We start from the raw sequence: 17,797 nt of genomic DNA, 5'->3' as shown, positions 1-17,797 counted from the left end.
GCGGACTGACCCCTCAGCCGCTCGGCACGACCTTTCCGCGCAGGTGATCGGCCAGCCGGACAGCCAGCGCGACGATCGTCAGCGTCGGATTGGCGTGGCCCGTCGTGGGAAACACCGAACTGCCCGCGACGAACAGGTTGTCCGTGCCGTGCACCAGGCAGTCGGTGTCGACGACGCCCGCGCGCGGATCGGCCGACATCCGGGTGGTGCCGGTCGGATGCGCCCAGTCGGTGAGTTCCAGCGGCAGCGCGCTGTCCGGCGCGGCCCACTCGAACAGCGTCGGCGTCGGCAAGCCGAGCCTGGCGAACTCCGCGACCGCCAGCGCGGCGGCCCGGCGCACCGTGGCGTCCTCCTGCGCGTGCACCCGCCAGTCCACCCGCACGGTCGGCACGCCGAGCCGATCGGCGCGGTCGGTCAGGGTGACCCGGCTCTCCGCGTTCGGCGCCTGTTCGACCATGCAGCGCAACTCGATTCGATCCAGCTTGTGCGGTAGCCCCGTGTGCTGGACGAGGCGGCGTCGCGCACCGGCGAACAGCAGTCCGGCGTTGGTGAGCGCGACCTTCGCGTCGTGGCGGTCGCCGCGCCCGCGCAGCAGCTGTTTCACCGAGTCCCACGGATCGTCCGCCGCGGGCACTTCCTGTAACCACAACGCGCAGTTGAGCAGACCCTCCTTTGCCTGGATCTCGGGAGAGAGAGCGACACCGTGCAGGAAGGTATGGCGGCCGTGCGGCGTCTTCACCACGTACTTGCCGAAGCGCTGCGCGACCGACTCCGCCGCACCGGGTTCCAGCACGCCGACGGCTCCGCAGCGGTGGTCCATCAGGTAGCGGCCGACCAGGTCGTGCCGGTTGCCGAGGCCCTCGGGCACCGTCCGCCGGGAGGCGAGCAGCAGGCGGGCATTGCCGATGCCGCCGGTCGCGAGCACCACCGCGCGGGCGCGCACCGTTCGCGGTCGCGGGTCGGCGCCAGCCACTTGGAGGGTCCGCACGTGCGCGCCATCGGGATCGGTGTCGAGATGGGTGACAGTGGTGTTGATCAGAATCAGAACATTTCGCGCGACAAGGCTTTCCACGTGGGCGCCGAAGCGTTTGCAGTCGAACGGATCGGACGGATCCCGGCTGATCTGCCAGAAGTAGGGGCGGAAGCGCTCGGGGTCCAGCGCGTCGGCGGGGCGGGTCCGACCGGCCAGGTCCCAGAAGCCGTCGTCGGTGAAGCCGCTGCCGTGACCGATGCCGATGTGGCAGGCCGCGCGGGTCAGGTAGGGCTCGAGGTCGCCGGGGCCGATGGGCCATCCGGAGCCGGGAACCCAAGGGCGAGCGCAGAAGTCGAGCTCGTCGAGCAGCGCGCAGCGTCCGCTCCAGGTGTGCGAGTTGCCGCCGAGGATCCGGTCGCCCGCGAGGCGATCGGGCTGTGCCCGGCGCGCGCCCACGTTGTCGTAGTCGTCGAGCGCGTTGGCGGCGTCCGACGATTCACGCCCGCCGCTCTCCAGGACCAGCACGCGCAGCGCTGAATTCGCCAGCTCGGCGGCGATGGTCAGTCCGGCGGGACCCGATCCCACCACGCAGACGTCGGCGGACAGTTCCTCGTCCCCGACCGTTCGCAAGTCCTCGATCCGCACGGCCGTCCTCCCGCAAGCCAGCAACCCCGACCGGCGGGCCGTCGGACGATCCCGCACGTCCGGTTCACTGTACGAGGCGCGCGCCGATCACACGCCGAAAAGCGTTGGGGCCGATGAAGTCCGGTGGCGTGTCAGTGCCGCACGCGGCGCGGGCGGCGGATCGGCATCGGGTGCGGTATCAACTTGCGGTGCGCGAACTGCATGCCGCCGAGGAGCGCGAGCGCGAGCATCGCGGCGACATAGTCGCCGAGGGCGAGCGAGAGCACGGCGAAACCTCCGAGCAGCGGTAGTTCGAGTAGGGCGCACCAGCCGAGGAACCGTAGTCGGGTGGCATTGGCGTCCAGCCACCGCACGCCGTCGTCGATGATCTCGCCCGCCGTGACCGGACAGACCATTCCGTCGCCCACCTGAACGAACCGATGCACCGCGTCGTCGCGAGTGAGCTCGCCGAGCCAGGCCAGGTCGATGAGCCGCTTACCTTCTTCGGCTACTTCTCGAACCGTGTCCATGCGACCCCTTCCGAGTCGATATTCGCGCCGAAGTCTATGCCGACCGATCCCGGTCTCCTAGAGGTGATCCCCGCCGCCTGACCTTGTCCGCGCCGCGCCGTCGGCGGAACAGGCCGCTTGCTCGTCGCGCGCGTAGCACGGACCGGTGCTGCCGCGCGGTACGGGTACTGGCATGCTGACCGGCATGATCACACTGCGGTACCCAGGGGCACGCCTGCTGGCGGGGATTTCGGCGGGCGTCTTGCTGCTCGCCGGTTGTGGCGGGAACGACGACGCGGCGTCGAATTCGGCCGCGCCGACCACCCCCCGCGACCAGCTACTGCTGTCGGAATCCGAATTCCCGGCCGGTACAAAGAAAGTCGATCTGCCCAAGGACCGGCTGGAGACTGCGGCCGCCGATCTCGCAGGCACGCAACAGAGTTCGACCATCACCCCGGCGGAATGCGCGGACACCCAGCAGGACCTCGGCACGGCGACCAAGGACCTGCTCGCCGACGCCGCCGTCGCGGGCGCGACCGACGAGAAGGCCGGGCTGATGTTCGTCGAGTTCGTCGCGGGTCGCACCGCCGACCTGGCGAAGATCACCGACGGCAACAAGAAGTGCGGTGAGGTGAGTGCGACCTCCACGGTGGAGGGCAAGCAGATCACCTCGGTGGTCAAGGTGGAGAACCTGGACGCGCCCGCCGGGCTGAACGGCGCCGAGGCCATCGTCTACAAGTCGGTGAGCACCTCGACCGTCGGCGCGGGCAAGCCGCTCACGTCCACCGCCTACCAGGGCATGGCCGTGCTGCGCGGCACCACCGTCGTGGTGCGCGTCGCCGCGCTGAAGGACTCGCTGGACGAGGCCGCTTTCGAGAAGTTCTTCCTCGACGCCGTGGAGAAGGTGCGCAAGGCGTCGTAGTCAGCCCGCCCGGCGCAGGGCGGTCGGCGTGCACCCCCACCAGCGACGGCAGGATCGGGTGAAGGTCGCCTGCTCGGCGAAACCGAGGAGCGAGGCGATCTGGCTCATCGGCATGTCGGTGGTGGTGAGGTAGCGGCGGGCTTCGTCGCGGCGCACGTCGTCGAGCAAGGCGGCGAAGGTGGTGCCCTCCGCCGTCAGCCTGCGCTGCAAGGTGCGCGGATGCGTGGTGAAAAGCCCTGCCACCGCGCCGATTTCGGGCGGCGTCGTGCCGAGCAGCTGGCGCAGCGCGGCGCGCACCCTCGGCACGATCGACGTGCCGCCCTCGGCGGTCTGCTCGGCGAGGAAGGCCATGGCCAGCCGGTGCAGGTTCTGGTCACCGCCCGAGAGCGGCCGGTCGGCGAGGGCGCACGGCATCCGCAGGATCGCCGCGGACCGGCCGACCCGCACCGGTGCGCCGAAGAACTCCTCGTAGGCGCTCAGCGGTGCGGGCGGGTGGTACGGCAGTTCGACCGAACGCAGCCCGTAGCGCTCCTCGGCCAGTCGCTGGATCGCGCGGTGCACGAAGCCGAGGCCCAGATCGGTGCCCTGGACCGGGGCGGGCAGGTCCGGCGGGCCGCCGTAGCGCAAGGCGATCACGCCGCGGTCGCCGTACGGGTCCTCCGCCAAGGCCAGGCTCAGTGAGCGCGCGTGCACGAACAGGTAGCGCGAGGAGCATTCGAGCGCGTCGGCCAGGGTGGGGGAGTTGCGGATCGCCAGTGCCAGCGGGCCGAGCATGTCGAAGTCCTGGCGGTGGGCGATGCGCAGTCCGAGATCGGGGCAGGCGAGTCGATGGGCGGCCAACTCCAAGACCGCCGCCACGGCCTGGTCGGGGACGAGCAGATCGTCGGCGTCCAGCGCGGCGGCGGGCAGGCCTACCGCCGCGGCGTACTCCTCGGCATTGCCGCCCAGTTCCGCCACGGTGGCGCGGAAGCCGCGCAAGCCTGCGGACCGGATGACGGACATGTCGTCCAGAATCAAATAGTTGTCGCGTGAAGTCAAGAAGGTGGCCGATCGGATCCGCACACTGGAGGCCATGACCGACACCGCAGTCGTACCGGACCACCTTGACGTCGTGATCGTCGGCGCGGGCCTGTCCGGCATCGGCGCCGCCTACCGGCTCCAGACCGAATGCCCCGGCAAGAGTTACGCCGTGCTCGAGGCGCGCGACGGGCTCGGCGGCACCTGGGATCTGTTCCGCTACCCGGGAATCCGCTCGGATTCGGACATGTTCACCCTCGGCTACCCGTTCAAGCCCTGGCGCGACGCGAAGTCGATCGCCGACGGGCCCTCGATCCTGCGCTACATCAGTGAGACGGCGTCCGAAAACGGCATCGACCGTCACATCCGCTTCCGCACCAAGGTGCTCTCGGCCGACTGGTCCAGCGCCGAGTCCCGGTGGACACTCACCCTCGCCGAGCGCGACGCAGCGGGAAACACCGTCGAGCGCACCCTCACCTGCGGCTTCCTCTACGCCTGCGCGGGCTACTACGACTACGAGCGCGGCCATGCGCCGGAGTTCCCCGGCGCCGACAGCTTCGCCGGGCGGATCGTGCACCCCCAGTTCTGGCCGGAGGGCCTCGACTACGCGGGTAAGCGGGTCGTGGTGATCGGCAGCGGCGCCACCGCGGTCACGTTGGTGCCGTCGATGGCCGAGCAGGCCGAGCTGGTGACGATGTTGCAGCGCAGCCCGACCTGGATCAGCGCCGTCCCCGGGCGTGACAAGCTGGCCGACAAGATCCGCGAACTGCTGCCGCCGCGCCTGGCGCACCGGGTGATCCGCACCAAGAACATCCTGTTCAGCACGGGCTTCTATCAGTACTGCCGCCGTCGTCCCGAATCCGCGCGCAAGCTGCTCATCGGTCTCACCAGGCGAATCCTCGAAGACGAGCAGGCCGTCGCCGAGCACTTCACACCCAGCTACGACCCGTGGGACCAGCGGCTGTGCGCTGTACCGGACGCCGACTTCTTCAAGGCGATGAAGAAGGGCAAGGCGGAGGTCGTCACCGACCACATCGACAGTTTCGTGCCCGAAGGCATCCGGCTGAAGTCCGGCCGGGTGCTGGAGGCCGACATCGTCGTCACGGCGACCGGGTTGCGGCTACTCGCCTTCGGCGGCATCACGCCGCACGTCGACGGCGTGCCGGTGCGGCTGTCCGAGCAGTTCGTCTGGCAGGGCGCGATGCTCACCGGCGTGCCCAACTTCGCGGTCTGCATCGGGTACACCAACGCCTCGTGGACATTGCGCGCCGACCTGTCCTCGCGGCTGGTCTGCAAGGTGCTGCGACACATGGACGCCAACGACTACGCGGCCGTCGCCCCCGAGCCGGATCACGTTCTCACCGAGCATCCGCTGCTCGATCTGGCCTCCGGCTACGTCCAGCGCTCCATCGACGAGTTCCCGCGCCAGGGCGAGCGGCACCCGTGGAAGGTCCGCCAGAACTATCTGCTGGATTCGGCCACGACACTGCGCACGAATCTGAACAAAACGCTGAAGCCGACGCCGCGCGCGCACCGCGTGCCGGTGTCCGCCGCGGCGCGCTGATCCCGAATCCTCACCCGAAACGGGTGAGGTATTCCGCCGGTGCACCCGCTGGGATGGACATCCAGGTTTCTCCTTCGCGGAAGGGAATGCAGATGACCACACCGGACACCCGACACCCGGTTCGCCAGGGCATCGCCGCGGGCACCTCCATCGGCGCCGCGATCCTGCTGCTGACCGTGGGCGTACTGCAGATCTTGGAGGGCATCTCGGCCGTCGTCGACGACGAACTGTTCGTCGTCGGTCCCGAGTACGTGTACCAGTTCGACATCTCGACCTGGGGCTGGATCCATATCGTGATCGGCGCCATCCTGGTGGTCTGCGCGATCGGCCTGATGACCGGAAGCACCTGGGGCAGGATCGCGGCGATCGTCATCGCGGCGATCGCGATCATCGCGAACTTCGCGTCGCTGCCGTACTACCCGTACTGGTCCATCCTGATCATCGCCCTCAGCATCGTGGTGATCTGGGCGGTGTCGACCTGGCGAACCGACGAATACTGACGGTCGCGGCTCTATGGTGGGGCGATGGCCAAGGCGATCGCCGTCGGCCGCGCGCAGTGGCTCGGCTACCGCTGGCGCGGCCACGGACTGAACGGGCGAACCAACGGCGGGTTTCTGGACGACCTGCTACTACTCGGCTTCCAGGACGGCCGCTTAGGCGGCGCCGCCTACTCGCTGCGCCAGCGCACGGACCGCATCGGGTCCACGTCTTTGGCGCGAGCCATCGACCCGTCCGGACCACTGGTGAGCTGGTGGACGTTGCGCGGCGCCCCGCACGCGCACCGGGTCGCCCAGCTGGACGTGCTGCACGACGCACTCGCGCCGCGCGTCTCCGACGAGGGCGGCGCGGCGCACGCCGAGGCCGTCGCCGAGATCGCCGCGGCGCTGCGCGCCGTCGTCACCGGACCGACCCCGAAATCCGCCGCCAGCACCGCGGTGACCGCGCGCGTGTCACCCGCGCTGACACGGTGGTGCGACCGCTGCCGCGCGACGCATGTACCGGACGGACTGTTTCGCGCGGCGGGCTGCCACGCGCAGATCGTGCTCGGCCCGGAGGTGAACCGCGCGACCATGCTGTACCCGACCCCGGATCACCCCGCCGTCGGCGTCCAACAGCCGCGCCTGGCCCTGCTGCGCGCGTTCTTCCGGGTGAACGGCCCCACCACCCGCCCACTCTTCCGCGATTGGCTCGGCGTCGGCGTCGACGAGGCGTGGAGGGAGGTGGCGGGCACGCTGGTGCGCGTGCAGGTGGACGACCGGCGGTACGAGATGCCGGAATCGCTGGTCGACGCGGTGTTGGGGGCGGTTGCGCCGGAGGGGGTGGTGCTGGTTCCGCCCGGGGATCCGTATCTGCGGCAAGCCGATCGGGCCTTGCTCGTTCCGGATAGTGCTCGGCGTCGGGAGGTGTGGCGGGCGTTGTCGGCGCCGGGGGCGGTGCTGGTCGATGGGGAGGTGGTGGGGGTTTGGCGGTATCGGCGTGGAGAGCATCGGATGGTGGTGAGTGCGTTCGAGAAGCTGGAGCGTAGGCGTCGGGGGGAGGTGGAGGAAGGTGCGGTTGAGTTGACCGGGGACCAGCGGCTGCGGTTCGAGTGGAATCAGTTGTCGGCAGCTCGACCACCCGCCGCTCGGTAGCTGGCGCGGTTGACCTTCATGTTGGTTGAGACTCCATGATGGCCCGGTGCGGAGTTCCAGGATCGAGGAGTTGATCACCATCGGGGCGTTGGCGCGGGCCAGCGGGCTGACGGCGAGCGCTCTGCGGTTCTACGGTGACTGCGGACTGCTGGTACCCGCCGAGGTCGACGCGGTGACCGGGTACCGGTATTACACGCGGTCGCAGTGCGAGCGGGCGGTGCTGATCCGGCGGCTGCGAGGCATCGACCTGTCGTTGGAGACGATCACCGAGGTGTTGTCCGGCGATCCGGGCCGCGCCGAACGTTTACTCGACGCGCACGTCGCCGAACTGGCGCGCCGGGCCGACACCGCTGCTCGGGTGGCAGCGCAGGTCAAGCGGGCCCTCGGCGCGGGGCGCGGCATCGCGGTGCCCGCGGCCGAATTGGCGCGCTCCATAGGACAAGTCGGCACGGCCGCGGCGGTCGATGACACCGCGCCGGTGCTCGCCGGGGTACTGCTGGAAGCGGATTCGACCGCACTCACCCTCACCGCGACCGACCGCTACCGCCTCTCGACGCGCACCCTCGCACCGCTGCGAGACGGCGGCGAGGAGTGGTCGGTGGTGGTCGAAGCCGCGAAGCTTGCGCCGCTGTGCCCATGGCTGGACACGATCGAGGAAGTGGTTCTCGCACCGAGCGAATCCGGAATCGCCCTCACTTGCGGAGAAATCGAGCACCACTGCACCGGAATCGAGCAACCCTTCCCCGACTACCGCGCGGTGCTCGACGGACTGCCCCCGGTCCGCACCCGAATGCTGGTGGCTCGCGCCGCCCTCATCGAGCTGCTGGAAGCGGCGGGCGACATCGTGGTGTGCACCATCGACGCGTCCGGTCTCGTTGTCGCGAGTGCGGCCACCACCCGGCTGTCCGCTGTCGTCACCGGCGCACCGATGAAACTCGCCTTCCGGTCCACGGTGCTGCGCTCCGCCGTGGTGAGCGCGCTCGGGCCGGACCTGATGTTCGATCTCGCCGCACCCGACCAGCCCGTCGTCGTCCGTTCGGCGACCGACGGTGATCTCACCACCCTCGTCATGCCTACATTCGTCCCGAGCACGGAGGACCACATCCGATGACCGATCAGACCGACGCCACCATGGACGCCATCACCCATGCTGTCGAGCTCGGCCGAGCGGGCGACCGCGATACCGCTCGCACCACGCTGACCGCACTCTGGACCGAACTCGGCCCCCAGGGCGATCCCCTGCACCGCTGCACTCTCGCGCACTACCTCGCCGACCTGCACGACGACGCCGCGCAGGCCCTCACCTGGGACCTCCGCGCGCTCGACGCCGCGGACAGCCTCACCGACGAACGCGTCCGCCGCCACCACGCGGGCCTCGCGGTGCGCGGCTTCTACCCCTCCCTGCACCTGAACCTCGCCGACAACTACCGCCGCCTCGGCTCCTTCGAAGCCGCCCGGCAGCAGATCGACGCCGCCCGCGAATGTCTGCACACGCTCGGCGAGGACCAGTACGGCACGATGGTGCGCACCGCGGTGGAGGAAGTGGCGCAGGCGATCCGGGATCGTCGCACCGAACCGCGAGCATCCGCTCCCCGGTGAACCGGTGGTTCGGTTGGGATCGCCTCATACCGATCGCACTGTGGTGACCACGCGCTACCGGGGCAGCTTGCCGTGGTGGCGTGCGTTGTCCTCGAGGCGTTTCTGTTCTCGCTCGAGTACGCGGCTCACTCCGCGCAGGGCGGTGATCTGTTCTTCCACGCGGACTCGTTTGGCGGCCAGCAGGCGAGCGCCGTCGGCGCAATCGATGTCGCGGGCGCGTATTCCGTCGAGGATCTGCCGGATTTCGTCGAGCGAGAATCCCAGTGACTGCATGTTGCGCAGCAGCCGCACTTCGCCGACGAGGGTCTCGGGATACTCCCGGTAGTTGTTGCTGGAGCGGTGCACGTCGCCGAGCAGTCCTTGGCGTTCGTAGTAACGCAAGGTATGCCTGCCCACGCCGGTGCGTGCTTCCAGTTCGCCGATACGCATCAGAGCTTGACTGTAGACCTACCTCGACACTTTAGCCTTCGGCCAGCACTATCTCGAGGAGCCCACATGTACCTGCTGGCCAGTGCCGAGACCACCGTGTCCTGTTCGTGTGCGCGGGCATTCGCCTACGCCGCCGATTTGGAGAACTTCGCGGAATGGTTCCCCGGCGTACTGGGTATCACCGCGCACAACGATCTGTCGTTCTACGAGCCAGGAAAGCAGTACCTCGAGACGGTCGCGGTGCCGTTGCGTGGACGTCGACAGGTCCTGATTCGGATCGAAGAAGCAAACCCACCACACCGCCTGGTCACCGAAGGAAACCTGCCACTGTTGTTGCCGCGCATGGAAATAGACCTCGAAAGCGCCGGACCGGAGACCTGCACGATCCGCTGGCGCATGTTCAGCCGCAAAGACAACCCAGTTGCCCGGTGGCTCGTGCTACCGCTGGCCCGGCGGACGATGCGCGGGCGAGCCGACGCGGCACTGCGCAACCTCGCCCGCCGGTTGGACGACGCCTCGGCGTAACTGCCGACGAGCGGTGCGAGCGACACCATCCATTGTGCTGCGCGTTCACGACCATGAACGCTTTCGAGGCGGACGGCATCGTCACGGTCACCGGCTGCCGGGTACCCACGCTGTGGCGAGGTGGACCCGATGACGTGGGTGGCGGACTGCCCCGCCTACACCGCTGGCGGCTCGACCTGACTACTGGCGCCGCCACCGAGCAGGCGCTCGACGACGCGGCGATCGAATATCCGCGAGTCGCCGACGCCGATGTGGGACAGTGCAACCGCTTCGGGTACGTCACCAGCTTCTCGATGGAGGCCGAACCGAACCACTCCGAGATATACAAGTACGACTTCGCCGGGGAAGTCTCGCGCCGAGTACATCGATTGCCCGCCGGACACACCTGCGGTGAAGCGGTTTTCGTCGCACGCCGCGGCGGGTCGGACAGCGACGACGGATACCTGATGACTTTCGTCCACGACCGTTCCCACGGCACCAGTTACCTGGCGATCCTCGACGCCGCCGACCCGGCCGCCCGACCGATCGCGCAAGTGCACCTGCCCGTCCGGATTCCGACCGGATTCCACGGAAACTGGCTGCCCGACCACTGATCCCACGCGGCTGAATCGACGGTGGTCGCGCGGCGGCTGACCAAGATCGACAAACGACCATTCGGCGACCATCGACTACCTCAAGACCGATGCACCCGCCCATGCGGCTCAGCGCAATGCAGATCCGCCGCCACCGAATCCAACTCCGAAACATGGTCGACCTGCAACGTCGTGTGTTCCAACCCGAACTCCGCGAGCAGCACCCGCTCGATGCCCAACCGCACGGCATGGCAGTCGGCTCGATCGTCGACCAGGATGTGCGCCGACAGCGACGGCTCGCCCGAGGTGATCACCCACACGTGCAAATCGTGCACCTCGGTGACTTGCGGAAGGGTGACGATGCGTGCGCCGATGGCGTCGGGATCGAGGTGGGCGGGCGCGGCCTCCAGGAAGATCCGACCCGATTCGCGAACCAGCGCCCATCCCGCCTTCACCATCAGCGCGGCGACCACGAGCGCGGCGATGGCGTCGGCGCGGGGGTAGCCCGCCAGCCACACCACCGCGCCCGCGATGGCCGTGCCGATGAACGCGTACAGGTCGTTGAGGATGTGCTGGAAGGCGCCTTCGACATTGAGGCTGGTGCGGTTGGCGCGGCTGATGCACCACGCGGCGATGATGTTGACGACGATGCCGATCAGCGCGGTGACGAAAACCAGCGGGCCTTCCACGTCCGGCGGGTGGATCAGCCGGTTGACGCCCTCGTAGACGAACCACGCCGCGAGCAGCAGCAGGGTGATGCCGTTGGCCTGCGCCGAGAGGATCTCCGCGCGCTTGTACCCGTAGGTGTACCGCCCGCGCGCCGGTCGTTTGGAGAGCCGGATGGCTATCAGCGCGAGGACGATCGAGGCGGCGTCGGTGAGCATGTGCGCGGCATCGGTGATCAGTGCCAGCGAGTGCGCGAGCAGACCGACCACCACCTCCGCCGCCATGAACGCGACGATCAGTGCCAGCGCGATGCTCAGCCAGCGCGGGTCGGAGTCCGCGGACACGCCGTGGTCGTGGTGGTGCCCGCTGCCGTGGTCGTGGCTGTGATCATGGGAATGCCGACGATCCTCCGCGCACGCACGCTCTTCCGCCGCGGTGTTCGTCGGTCGCGGCGACCCGCACTGGTCTCCCATGGTCGTACGTTCCTTCCGTTTCGGACGGCTGCCGTCGCATAGCCTAACCTACCTTGCAGACATGCGCATGTCTGCATCCATAGGTGTAAAAGGGCTGCCTCGCGGGTATCCGCATCGGGCGCGCCACCGCGGTGCGCAACTGTGATCTTCTGCGGTGCACTGTCGTTCGGACCTGCGGTTACGATGCGGACGCATCTCTCGGGTGATCGACCGAATCATCCGCGCGGTGCGCGCCTTCCGGTCACTCGGAAGGCCCGACACAAAGGGGTATTCGATGGACAGGCCGGCGTGGGCGCCCGAGGGCGTGGATATGCAGCAGGCGAGCCCGGCACGGATGTACGACGCGCTACTCGGGGGCTCGCACAACTTCGATGTCGACCGCAAAGCCGCCGAACTGGGCAAGCAGCTGGTTCCCGACCTTCCGCGAGTCGCCCTGAGCAACCGGGCCTTCCTACGCAGGGCGGTGCGCTTCCTGGTAGAGGCGGGCGTTCGCCAGTTCCTCGACATCGGCTCCGGCATTCCCACGGCGGGCAACGTGCACGAGGTGGCGCAGAAGATCGACCCCGAGATCCGCGTGCTCTACGCCGACATCGACCCCGTCGCCGTCGCGCACTCGAAGGCGATCCTGCGCGGCCACGATCGCGCCGCGGCGATCGAGGCCGACCTGCGCAAGCCCGAGGAACTGCTCGGCAAAGCCCGCGACACCGGATTGATCGACTTCGAGCAGCCCGTCGGCGTGCTGATGGTCGCGGTGCTGCATCTGCTCTCCGACGACGACGCGCCCGCCGAGCGGGTCGCCGCGGTGCGCGACGCCGTGCCGAGCGGTTCCTACCTGGCGATCTCGCACCTGACCTCCGAGCTGCGGCCCGAGGACGCCGCACAGCTCGGCGCCAACGCGGCCCAGCAGAACAAGGTCGGGATTCATTTCCGCCCCGCCGCCGCGATCGCGGCTATGTTCGACGGATGGGACCTGGTGGAACCGGGCGTGGTCGAGCTACCCGCCTGGCGCCCGGAATCCGAGCGCGATCACCACGAGGCGCCCGGCCGATCGCTCGGTCTCGCGGGCGTGGGTCGCAAGGGCTGAGGCGGGAAGAGTAGTGGGACTGCGTGAGCTGGCGTTGCGATGGGCGGACGCGCTCGACGGCGTCGTCGCCCCCACGCTCACGCGGACCGAGACGGAAGCGATGCTCGCCGATCTCGCCGAACTCCTCGTCGCCGCCATCCGCGGCGACGCCGACCTGCGCAACGCGCACGACGCGGCCGTTGTGCTGGTCGCCGCGAACTATCGCGACTCGCTCGTCGTCAGTCGTTCGATCGCGGTGATCTGCCACGACATGGTCGAGGAGGTCTGCACCCCGGACGGCCTCGATTACGACCAGGTGCGCGATCGCGCCGTCGCCGTGGCCGCGGAGTTCGCCGCGGGCTGTACCGGCGCGCTGCGCGCCGCCGCGCTCGTCGAACAGGAGGCGACCCTCGGTGCGGCGCTGGCCGCGGCACGGGACGCCGAGGTGCGGCGGCAACTGTCGGAGGCCCGATTCGAGGCGGTGTTCGCGGGCGCCTCGGTCGGTATCGGCACTGTCGACGTCAGCGGGCATGTCCTCGCGGTGAACGCCGCCTTCGCCGAGATGCTCGGCCTGCCACAGCAACACATGCCGGGCCGTCCGGTGGCCGACCTGCTCGGTCCGGCCAACATCGGCCACGCCTACGGTCAGTTCCGGCGCATGCTGGCGGGGGAAACCGATCGGTTCCGCTTGGAGACCCCGCACGTGCGCCCCGACGGCGGATTGGCCCACATCGACCTGTCGATGTCGGCCGTGCGTGACGCCGAAGGGCGGATCCAATTCCTGATCGGCGTGGCCGTCGACGTCACCGAACGCAAGCAGCTGGCCGACCGGCTCTGGCACGACGCCCACCACGACGACCTGACCGGCCTGCCCAATCGGCTGTTGTTCTTCGACCGGCTCGCCGGCGCCGTGCCGCCGATCGGCCTGTGCTACCTGGACTTGGATGGCTTCAAGGCCGTCAACGACGAGTGGGGACACACCGTCGGAGATCGGGTGCTGCACGAAGTGGCCCAGCGCCTGCGGGCCGCCGCCGAGCCGCGCGCGGGCCTCGCGGCCCGTATCGGCGGCGACGAATTCATCGTGCTGATCGAGCGCTGTGCGGGAGAGCCGCAGCTGGCGGCGGTCGCGAACGAACTGCGCGCCGCACTGGCGACACCGTTGCGGGTGGCCGGGCATCCCGTGCACGTCGGCGCCAGCGTCGGCACGGTGTACGTGGTCGACCGGCCGAGAGCGGTCGACGCGCTCATGCACGCGGTGGATACCGCCATGTACCGGGACAAGGCGGGTCGCTCGCCGCGCGGGCCGCATTCGGCCTGACGGATCACCTGGCTGGTTCGGCCAGCGAACTGTCGCCCGCCGCGGCGATCACCGCGCCGTCCTGGCTGATCAACCATCGCCCGCACACACAGCGCAGATAGCGGACGGCGCCGTGCGCGGACACGACGGTGGGGGAGGGCCAAGCGCAGGAAGGGCAGGTGGCGGACATGATCTCAGCCTGATGTAATGACTTTGTGCATTTCAACCCTTACGGCGGCACGGCGGCGGAACTGGCCGCCCGGCTGGTGAACGCCGATCCGGAAACGGACCTGCTCGAGGTGCTCGACGCGGCGGGATACAAGCCGCTGGGTTCGCTCGACGCGGAGCAGGCCGCGGATTTGCGTCGCTGGATCGCGCGGCTCGCCGAGGTGTTCGACGCGCCCTCGGTGCCGCAGCTCAACGCGCTATTGGCCGAAACGACCAGTCGCCCTTACATTTCCACGCACGACGGTCGTCCGCCGCACCTGCACTACGCGCACGAGGACGCGCCGACCGACGAGCGGGTGAAGGCCTATACGGCGGCCGGTCTCGCGGCGCTGTTCTGCGAAGACCCCCAACGCATCGGCCGCTGCGCACGCCAGGGCTGCGCGGTGGTCTTCGTGGACACCTCCCGCAACGGCCGGCGTCGCTTCTGTTCGCCGCGCTGCTCCAACCGGGTGCACGTGGCCGACCACCGGATGCGGCGCTCGGCGTGAACCCGCCGGGGCCGCGCTCAGTTGGTGACGTGCGGTCCGTGCAGCCGGAAGTGTGGATGCTCCTCGGCGCGTGTCCAGCGCCCGTAGGTCGCCTGGCCCGTATCGTCGTCGCGCTGGATCGGGCTGACCCAGGTGCGGCGCGGAATCTGGCCGCCGCTGCGCGGACCGTGCGTGACCAACGGGACCTGCCTGGCCACCAGGTAGTAATCCTCGTCGGAGCCCGTCTCGGGCAGGTACTCACACAGCTGCTCGGCCGCGTCGCCGAGGTCGGCGCCCGCGACCACGCCGTGGCGTGGACTCGGGCCGTCGGCCTCGACGACGACGGCCGAGACCGTCCACATGCGATTGCCCCGCAAACGCTCGCCAGGGCCGTCGGGGTCGGTAATGGTGCGATGGCGCGGTTCGGTGGTGTCTGCCGCCTCGGCCGCGTACGCGCTCTCGATCATCCTGCACCTCCGGTGGGGACGCGGGTCGGCCGGACCGGTGAGCTGTGATCGATCATCTTGCCTCCCAACGTAATCAGAAGAGAACAGCCGGTCATAGGTCGGGACATCTTGTGTCCGGGGTCAATTCGGCAATTACGAGGAGAACTGACCTGTAAAAGAGTGTATAGCCAAGGCTCGGCCCGTGTGGCCTAACCGTCCGGTCGACGTGGTGAAACACATTCGCCAGCATCAGGATTCAACCGCCGGAGGGCCGTAGGACGTTACGTCTCGGCGGCGAATGCCCCCAGGCGCAAATCGCAGGCAACCACGGCGGGTGATCGAATATGCTCCGTTTGCTGCGCGATCATGCGCGATCAGGCGGTGCCGTTGAGTCGACCGGCCACCCCGGGCAGTCGATCGATCATCGCGATGGTGAAATCGGCGAGCAGATCGATCAGGCCGTCCCGGTCGATGTCGAGCCCGCCGTCCAGCCAGACGAGCACCAGTTCGGCGGCGCCGCCGGTGATGAGCTGGGAAGTCGCGGCGACCGCCGTTTCCTGCCCCTCGGGGAGATCCAGGACGATGCGGGTCTGCTCGATGATGGTGGCGGCGACCGTGCGCATGCCCGCGAAGCGGGTGCGCATCAGCGCCTCGTTGCCGTATGCCTGAGCGAAGACGATCTTCGCTCGGCGCGGGTCGTCGGTGAGTTCGGTGATGAGCGCGGCCACCCCGGCTCGGATGCGCCGCGCGGGCGGGCCTTCGGTCTCGGCGATGGCCGTCCGGGCGCGGTCGAGCGCGGAACGCTGCACCTCGAGCAGGAGTTCGGAGGCCAGTGCGTCGAGATCGGGGAACGCCTCGTAGAAGAACCTCGGACCGACTTTGGCCTGTTCACAGACCCCGCGCACGGTGAGCGCCGCGAGGCCCTGCGTGCCGACGATGGCGAGCGCGGCGTCGAGCAGCCGCCTGCGCCGATCCTCGCGACGCTCGGCGCTCGACACCCCGCGGTAAGTGCCGGTGAATGCGCGAGTCACCCGGCCAGCTTGGCACAGCACAAGTTGGGAAACAAACGTTTACGGAAACGTGCGTTTCCGATAATGTCGATCCATCGCAGCGTCGCGAAGGGATGGGCCATGAGTCTTCTCGTTCCACCAAGAGTCAGCGCGGTATCCGACGGGGCAAGGCGGCTACGTACTCGGCTGTCCTGGCGGGTGCAGCGCGTCGGCGTCCGCTTGGTGCGCCGCTATCCGACCAGGGTGCGTCCACTGGCCGAGCCGCCGGCGGACAGCGGATTGCGCCCGACCCTGGGCGATTTCGGACCGCCGGGCATCGGATACACCTTGCACACCCTGGCCGATCCGATCGAGTTCGCGCGCTCCCGCTTCGAGCGGTTCGGCCCGGTGCAGTGGATGGGCGTGCTCGGCAGGCCGGTCGTCACGGTCGGGAGTCCCGAAGCGTTCGAGGTCGTCATGCTGGACCGGGACAAGGTCTTCTCCGCGCAGCGCGGCTGGGAATGGCTCATCGGCCCGTTCTTCCGCGGCGGCCTGCTGCTGCGCGACTTCGACGAGCACCTGTTCCATCGCCGGATCATGCAGCAGGCGTTCACCCGCCCCCGCCTGGTCGGCTATCTCGAGCTGACCACGCCGCTGCTGCGCGACGGCATCCAGAAGTGGCGTCCGGCCACGGACTTTCCCGTCTACAGCGCCATCAAGAAGCTGCTGCTGCGACAGGCCACCGAGGTGTTCGCGGGCGCGGTGCTCGGGTCGGAGGGAACCAAGCTGGAGCATGCCTTCGAGGACGCGGTGCACGGCGGCACGGCGTTGGTTCGCGCCGATCTGCCCGGCGGGGTGTGGGCGCGCGGGCTGCGCGGACGCCGGGTACTCGAGGAGTACTTCCGCCGCGAGCTGCCCGTCAAACGCGCGGGCCGAGGCAACGACCTGTTCAGCGTGCTGTGCCGGGCCAGCACCGTGGAGGGGCACACCTTCACCGACGACGAGGTCGTGCAGCACATGATCTTCGTGATGATGGCCGCGCACGACACCAGCACGATCGCCTCCGCCATGCTGGTGCACGAGCTGGGCAGGCATCCGGACTGGCAGGAGCGGCTGCGCGCGGAATCCCTTGCGCTCGGAAAGGATTCGCTCGACTACGACGATCTGGACCGGCTGCCCGCGCTGGACATGGCGTTCAAGGAGGCGCTGCGGATGTACGCGCCGGTCGCCCAGCAGGCCCGGGAAACACTGCGCGACACCGATATTCTCGGCCACTACGTGCCGAAGGGAACGCTGATCATGTGCGGCCCGTACACGATGATGCGCACCGACGAATTCTGGCGCGACCCAGCGGCTTTCGACCCCGAGCGGTTCGCGCCGGAGCGTCGCGAGGACAAAGCGCACCGCTTCGCCTGGTCGCCGTTCGGTGGCGGAGCGCACAAGTGCATCGGGCTCTACTTCGGCGGGATGACGGTCAAGGCCGTGCTGCACCAGATGCTCCTCCGGTACCGCTGGACCGTGCCCGCGGACTATCAGGTGCCGCTGGTGGCGGGGACCGGTCCGACACCCGCCGACGGGCTGCCCATCCGGCTCGAACGGATTCGGCCGTGAGACTCGCGGCCGACCGCGGCAGGTGCGAGGGGCACGGCATGTGCGAGGCGCTGGCGCCCGCGCTCTTCCGCGTCGGCGCGGACGGGGTCGTCGTGCCACTCGTCGAGTCGGTGTCGCCGTCGGATGCCGAGGTGGCGGCGCTCGCCGTCGACAGCTGTCCTGTCCAGGCGTTACGGTGGGGCGAGGACTAGG

Annotated in this window: 21 protein-coding genes; 13 read left to right on the top strand and 8 right to left on the bottom strand. The window is 69.0% G+C overall.

Annotation, left to right across the window (positions count from 1 at the left end):
* Positions 1-13 precede the first annotated feature (13 nt).
* Positions 14-1,618 (bottom strand): GMC family oxidoreductase, encoded by a 1,605-nt coding sequence (locus ABZV58_RS17055; protein ID WP_355001054.1) that lies wholly within the window; start codon positions 1,616-1,618, stop codon positions 14-16.
* 131 nt (positions 1,619-1,749) lie between these two features.
* Positions 1,750-2,127, bottom strand: a complete 378-nt coding sequence (locus tag ABZV58_RS17050; protein ID WP_355001053.1) for a hypothetical protein — start codon at positions 2,125-2,127, stop codon at positions 1,750-1,752.
* Between the two features lie 184 nt (positions 2,128-2,311).
* On the opposite strand from ABZV58_RS17050, the gene ABZV58_RS17045 reads away from it, so the two are divergent.
* Positions 2,312-3,028 (top strand): hypothetical protein, encoded by a 717-nt coding sequence (locus tag ABZV58_RS17045; RefSeq protein ID WP_355001052.1) that lies wholly within the window; start codon positions 2,312-2,314, stop codon positions 3,026-3,028.
* Here ABZV58_RS17045 and ABZV58_RS17040 read toward each other — a convergent pair whose 3' ends face one another.
* A complete protein-coding gene (locus tag ABZV58_RS17040; RefSeq protein ID WP_355001051.1) occupies positions 3,029-4,030 on the bottom strand; it encodes an AraC family transcriptional regulator ligand-binding domain-containing protein in 1,002 nt (333 codons plus the stop codon).
* A 70-nt stretch (positions 4,031-4,100) separates the two neighbouring features.
* Between ABZV58_RS17040 and ABZV58_RS17035 the strand changes: the two genes are divergently transcribed.
* The 5 genes from ABZV58_RS17035 to ABZV58_RS17015 all read left to right on the top strand — a co-directional run bounded on the left by ABZV58_RS17035 (position 4,101) and on the right by ABZV58_RS17015 (position 8,839).
* Positions 4,101-5,609 carry an NAD(P)/FAD-dependent oxidoreductase gene (locus ABZV58_RS17035; RefSeq protein WP_355001050.1) on the top strand — a complete coding sequence of 503 codons (1,509 nt, stop codon included), beginning with the start codon at positions 4,101-4,103 and terminating at the stop codon, positions 5,607-5,609.
* A gap of 86 nt (positions 5,610-5,695) precedes the next feature.
* Positions 5,696-6,109 carry a hypothetical protein gene (locus tag ABZV58_RS17030; protein WP_355001049.1) on the top strand — a complete coding sequence of 138 codons (414 nt, stop codon included), beginning with the start codon at positions 5,696-5,698 and terminating at the stop codon, positions 6,107-6,109.
* A 24-nt stretch (positions 6,110-6,133) separates the two neighbouring features.
* A complete protein-coding gene (locus ABZV58_RS17025; RefSeq protein WP_355001048.1) occupies positions 6,134-7,240 on the top strand; it encodes a crosslink repair DNA glycosylase YcaQ family protein in 1,107 nt (368 codons plus the stop codon).
* 46 nt (positions 7,241-7,286) lie between these two features.
* Positions 7,287-8,351, top strand: a complete 1,065-nt coding sequence (locus ABZV58_RS17020) for a MerR family transcriptional regulator (RefSeq protein WP_355001047.1) — start codon at positions 7,287-7,289, stop codon at positions 8,349-8,351.
* On the top strand, positions 8,348-8,839 hold the full coding sequence (locus ABZV58_RS17015) for a hypothetical protein (RefSeq protein WP_355001046.1): 492 nt from the start codon (positions 8,348-8,350) through the stop codon (positions 8,837-8,839). Before ABZV58_RS17020 ends, ABZV58_RS17015 begins: the two co-directional genes overlap by 4 nt.
* A 54-nt stretch (positions 8,840-8,893) precedes the next feature.
* On the opposite strand, the gene ABZV58_RS17010 is transcribed toward ABZV58_RS17015, so the two are convergent.
* Positions 8,894-9,268, bottom strand: a complete 375-nt coding sequence (locus tag ABZV58_RS17010) for a MerR family transcriptional regulator (protein WP_355001045.1) — start codon at positions 9,266-9,268, stop codon at positions 8,894-8,896.
* A gap of 66 nt (positions 9,269-9,334) precedes the next feature.
* Between ABZV58_RS17010 and ABZV58_RS17005 the strand changes: the two genes are divergently transcribed.
* Together ABZV58_RS17005 and ABZV58_RS17000 are read left to right on the top strand one after the other, a co-directional pair.
* A complete protein-coding gene (locus ABZV58_RS17005; RefSeq protein ID WP_355001044.1) occupies positions 9,335-9,793 on the top strand; it encodes an SRPBCC family protein in 459 nt (152 codons plus the stop codon).
* A complete protein-coding gene (locus ABZV58_RS17000; RefSeq protein ID WP_355001043.1) occupies positions 9,697-10,386 on the top strand; it encodes a carotenoid oxygenase family protein in 690 nt (229 codons plus the stop codon). Before ABZV58_RS17005 ends, ABZV58_RS17000 begins: the two co-directional genes overlap by 97 nt.
* Positions 10,387-10,466: 80 nt before the next feature.
* On the opposite strand, the gene ABZV58_RS16995 is transcribed toward ABZV58_RS17000, so the two are convergent.
* On the bottom strand, positions 10,467-11,375 hold the full coding sequence (locus ABZV58_RS16995; protein ID WP_355001165.1) for a cation diffusion facilitator family transporter: 909 nt from the start codon (positions 11,373-11,375) through the stop codon (positions 10,467-10,469).
* Positions 11,376-11,778: 403 nt separating this feature from the next.
* Here ABZV58_RS16995 and ABZV58_RS16990 point away from each other — a divergent pair, with 403 nt between their 5' ends.
* A complete protein-coding gene (locus ABZV58_RS16990; protein WP_355001042.1) occupies positions 11,779-12,588 on the top strand; it encodes an SAM-dependent methyltransferase in 810 nt (269 codons plus the stop codon).
* Between the two features lie 13 nt (positions 12,589-12,601).
* Positions 12,602-13,885, top strand: coding sequence for a sensor domain-containing diguanylate cyclase (locus ABZV58_RS16985; protein WP_355001041.1), 1,284 nt, complete (start codon positions 12,602-12,604; stop codon positions 13,883-13,885).
* A gap of 4 nt (positions 13,886-13,889) precedes the next feature.
* On the opposite strand, the gene ABZV58_RS16980 is transcribed toward ABZV58_RS16985, so the two are convergent.
* A complete protein-coding gene (locus tag ABZV58_RS16980) occupies positions 13,890-14,054 on the bottom strand; it encodes a hypothetical protein (RefSeq protein ID WP_355001040.1) in 165 nt (54 codons plus the stop codon).
* Positions 14,055-14,079: 25 nt separating this feature from the next.
* On the opposite strand from ABZV58_RS16980, the gene ABZV58_RS16975 reads away from it, so the two are divergent.
* On the top strand, positions 14,080-14,580 hold the full coding sequence (locus ABZV58_RS16975) for a CGNR zinc finger domain-containing protein (RefSeq protein ID WP_355001039.1): 501 nt from the start codon (positions 14,080-14,082) through the stop codon (positions 14,578-14,580).
* 17 nt (positions 14,581-14,597) lie between these two features.
* Here ABZV58_RS16975 and ABZV58_RS16970 read toward each other — a convergent pair whose 3' ends face one another.
* Both ABZV58_RS16970 and ABZV58_RS16965 read right to left on the bottom strand, forming a co-directional pair.
* Positions 14,598-15,026, bottom strand: a complete 429-nt coding sequence (locus tag ABZV58_RS16970; protein WP_355001038.1) for a hypothetical protein — start codon at positions 15,024-15,026, stop codon at positions 14,598-14,600.
* 353 nt (positions 15,027-15,379) lie between these two features.
* On the bottom strand, positions 15,380-16,036 hold the full coding sequence (locus tag ABZV58_RS16965) for a TetR/AcrR family transcriptional regulator (RefSeq protein ID WP_355001037.1): 657 nt from the start codon (positions 16,034-16,036) through the stop codon (positions 15,380-15,382).
* A 99-nt stretch (positions 16,037-16,135) separates the two neighbouring features.
* On the opposite strand from ABZV58_RS16965, the gene ABZV58_RS16960 reads away from it, so the two are divergent.
* Positions 16,136-17,605 (top strand): cytochrome P450, encoded by a 1,470-nt coding sequence (locus ABZV58_RS16960; protein ID WP_355001036.1) that lies wholly within the window; start codon positions 16,136-16,138, stop codon positions 17,603-17,605.
* The gene (locus ABZV58_RS16955; protein ID WP_355001035.1) at positions 17,602-17,796 is read left to right on the top strand and encodes a ferredoxin; all 195 of its coding nucleotides are present in this window, start codon (positions 17,602-17,604) and stop codon (positions 17,794-17,796) included. The genes ABZV58_RS16960 and ABZV58_RS16955 overlap by 4 nt, the downstream gene beginning before the upstream one ends.
* Position 17,797: the final 1 nt, after the last annotated feature.

The organism is Nocardia sp. NPDC004654 (assembly GCF_040609595.1).
GTDB lineage: Bacteria > Actinomycetota > Actinomycetes > Mycobacteriales > Mycobacteriaceae > Nocardia.
Note: the sequence above shows the minus strand (reverse complement) of the source record. Positions and strands in the feature narration are given on the sequence as shown.

Excerpts from the sequence above, each read along its gene's own strand:
- ABZV58_RS17050 (WP_355001053.1), bottom strand. The coding sequence starts at position 2,127 with ATGGACACGGTTCGAGAAGTAGCCGAAGAAGGTAAGCGGCTCATCGAC.
- ABZV58_RS17045 (WP_355001052.1), top strand. The coding sequence starts at position 2,312 with ATGATCACACTGCGGTACCCAGGGGCACGCCTGCTGGCGGGGATTTCG.
- ABZV58_RS17040 (WP_355001051.1), bottom strand. The coding sequence starts at position 4,030 with ATGTCCGTCATCCGGTCCGCAGGCTTGCGCGGCTTCCGCGCCACCGTG.
- ABZV58_RS17035 (WP_355001050.1), top strand. The coding sequence starts at position 4,101 with ATGACCGACACCGCAGTCGTACCGGACCACCTTGACGTCGTGATCGTC.
- ABZV58_RS17030 (WP_355001049.1), top strand. The coding sequence starts at position 5,696 with ATGCAGATGACCACACCGGACACCCGACACCCGGTTCGCCAGGGCATC.
- ABZV58_RS17025 (WP_355001048.1), top strand. The coding sequence starts at position 6,134 with ATGGCCAAGGCGATCGCCGTCGGCCGCGCGCAGTGGCTCGGCTACCGC.
- ABZV58_RS17015 (WP_355001046.1), top strand. The coding sequence starts at position 8,348 with ATGACCGATCAGACCGACGCCACCATGGACGCCATCACCCATGCTGTC.
- ABZV58_RS17010 (WP_355001045.1), bottom strand. The coding sequence starts at position 9,268 with ATGCGTATCGGCGAACTGGAAGCACGCACCGGCGTGGGCAGGCATACC.
- ABZV58_RS17005 (WP_355001044.1), top strand. The coding sequence starts at position 9,335 with ATGTACCTGCTGGCCAGTGCCGAGACCACCGTGTCCTGTTCGTGTGCG.
- ABZV58_RS16990 (WP_355001042.1), top strand. The coding sequence starts at position 11,779 with ATGGACAGGCCGGCGTGGGCGCCCGAGGGCGTGGATATGCAGCAGGCG.
- ABZV58_RS16980 (WP_355001040.1), bottom strand. The coding sequence starts at position 14,054 with ATGTCCGCCACCTGCCCTTCCTGCGCTTGGCCCTCCCCCACCGTCGTG.
- ABZV58_RS16970 (WP_355001038.1), bottom strand. The coding sequence starts at position 15,026 with ATGATCGAGAGCGCGTACGCGGCCGAGGCGGCAGACACCACCGAACCG.
- ABZV58_RS16960 (WP_355001036.1), top strand. The coding sequence starts at position 16,136 with ATGAGTCTTCTCGTTCCACCAAGAGTCAGCGCGGTATCCGACGGGGCA.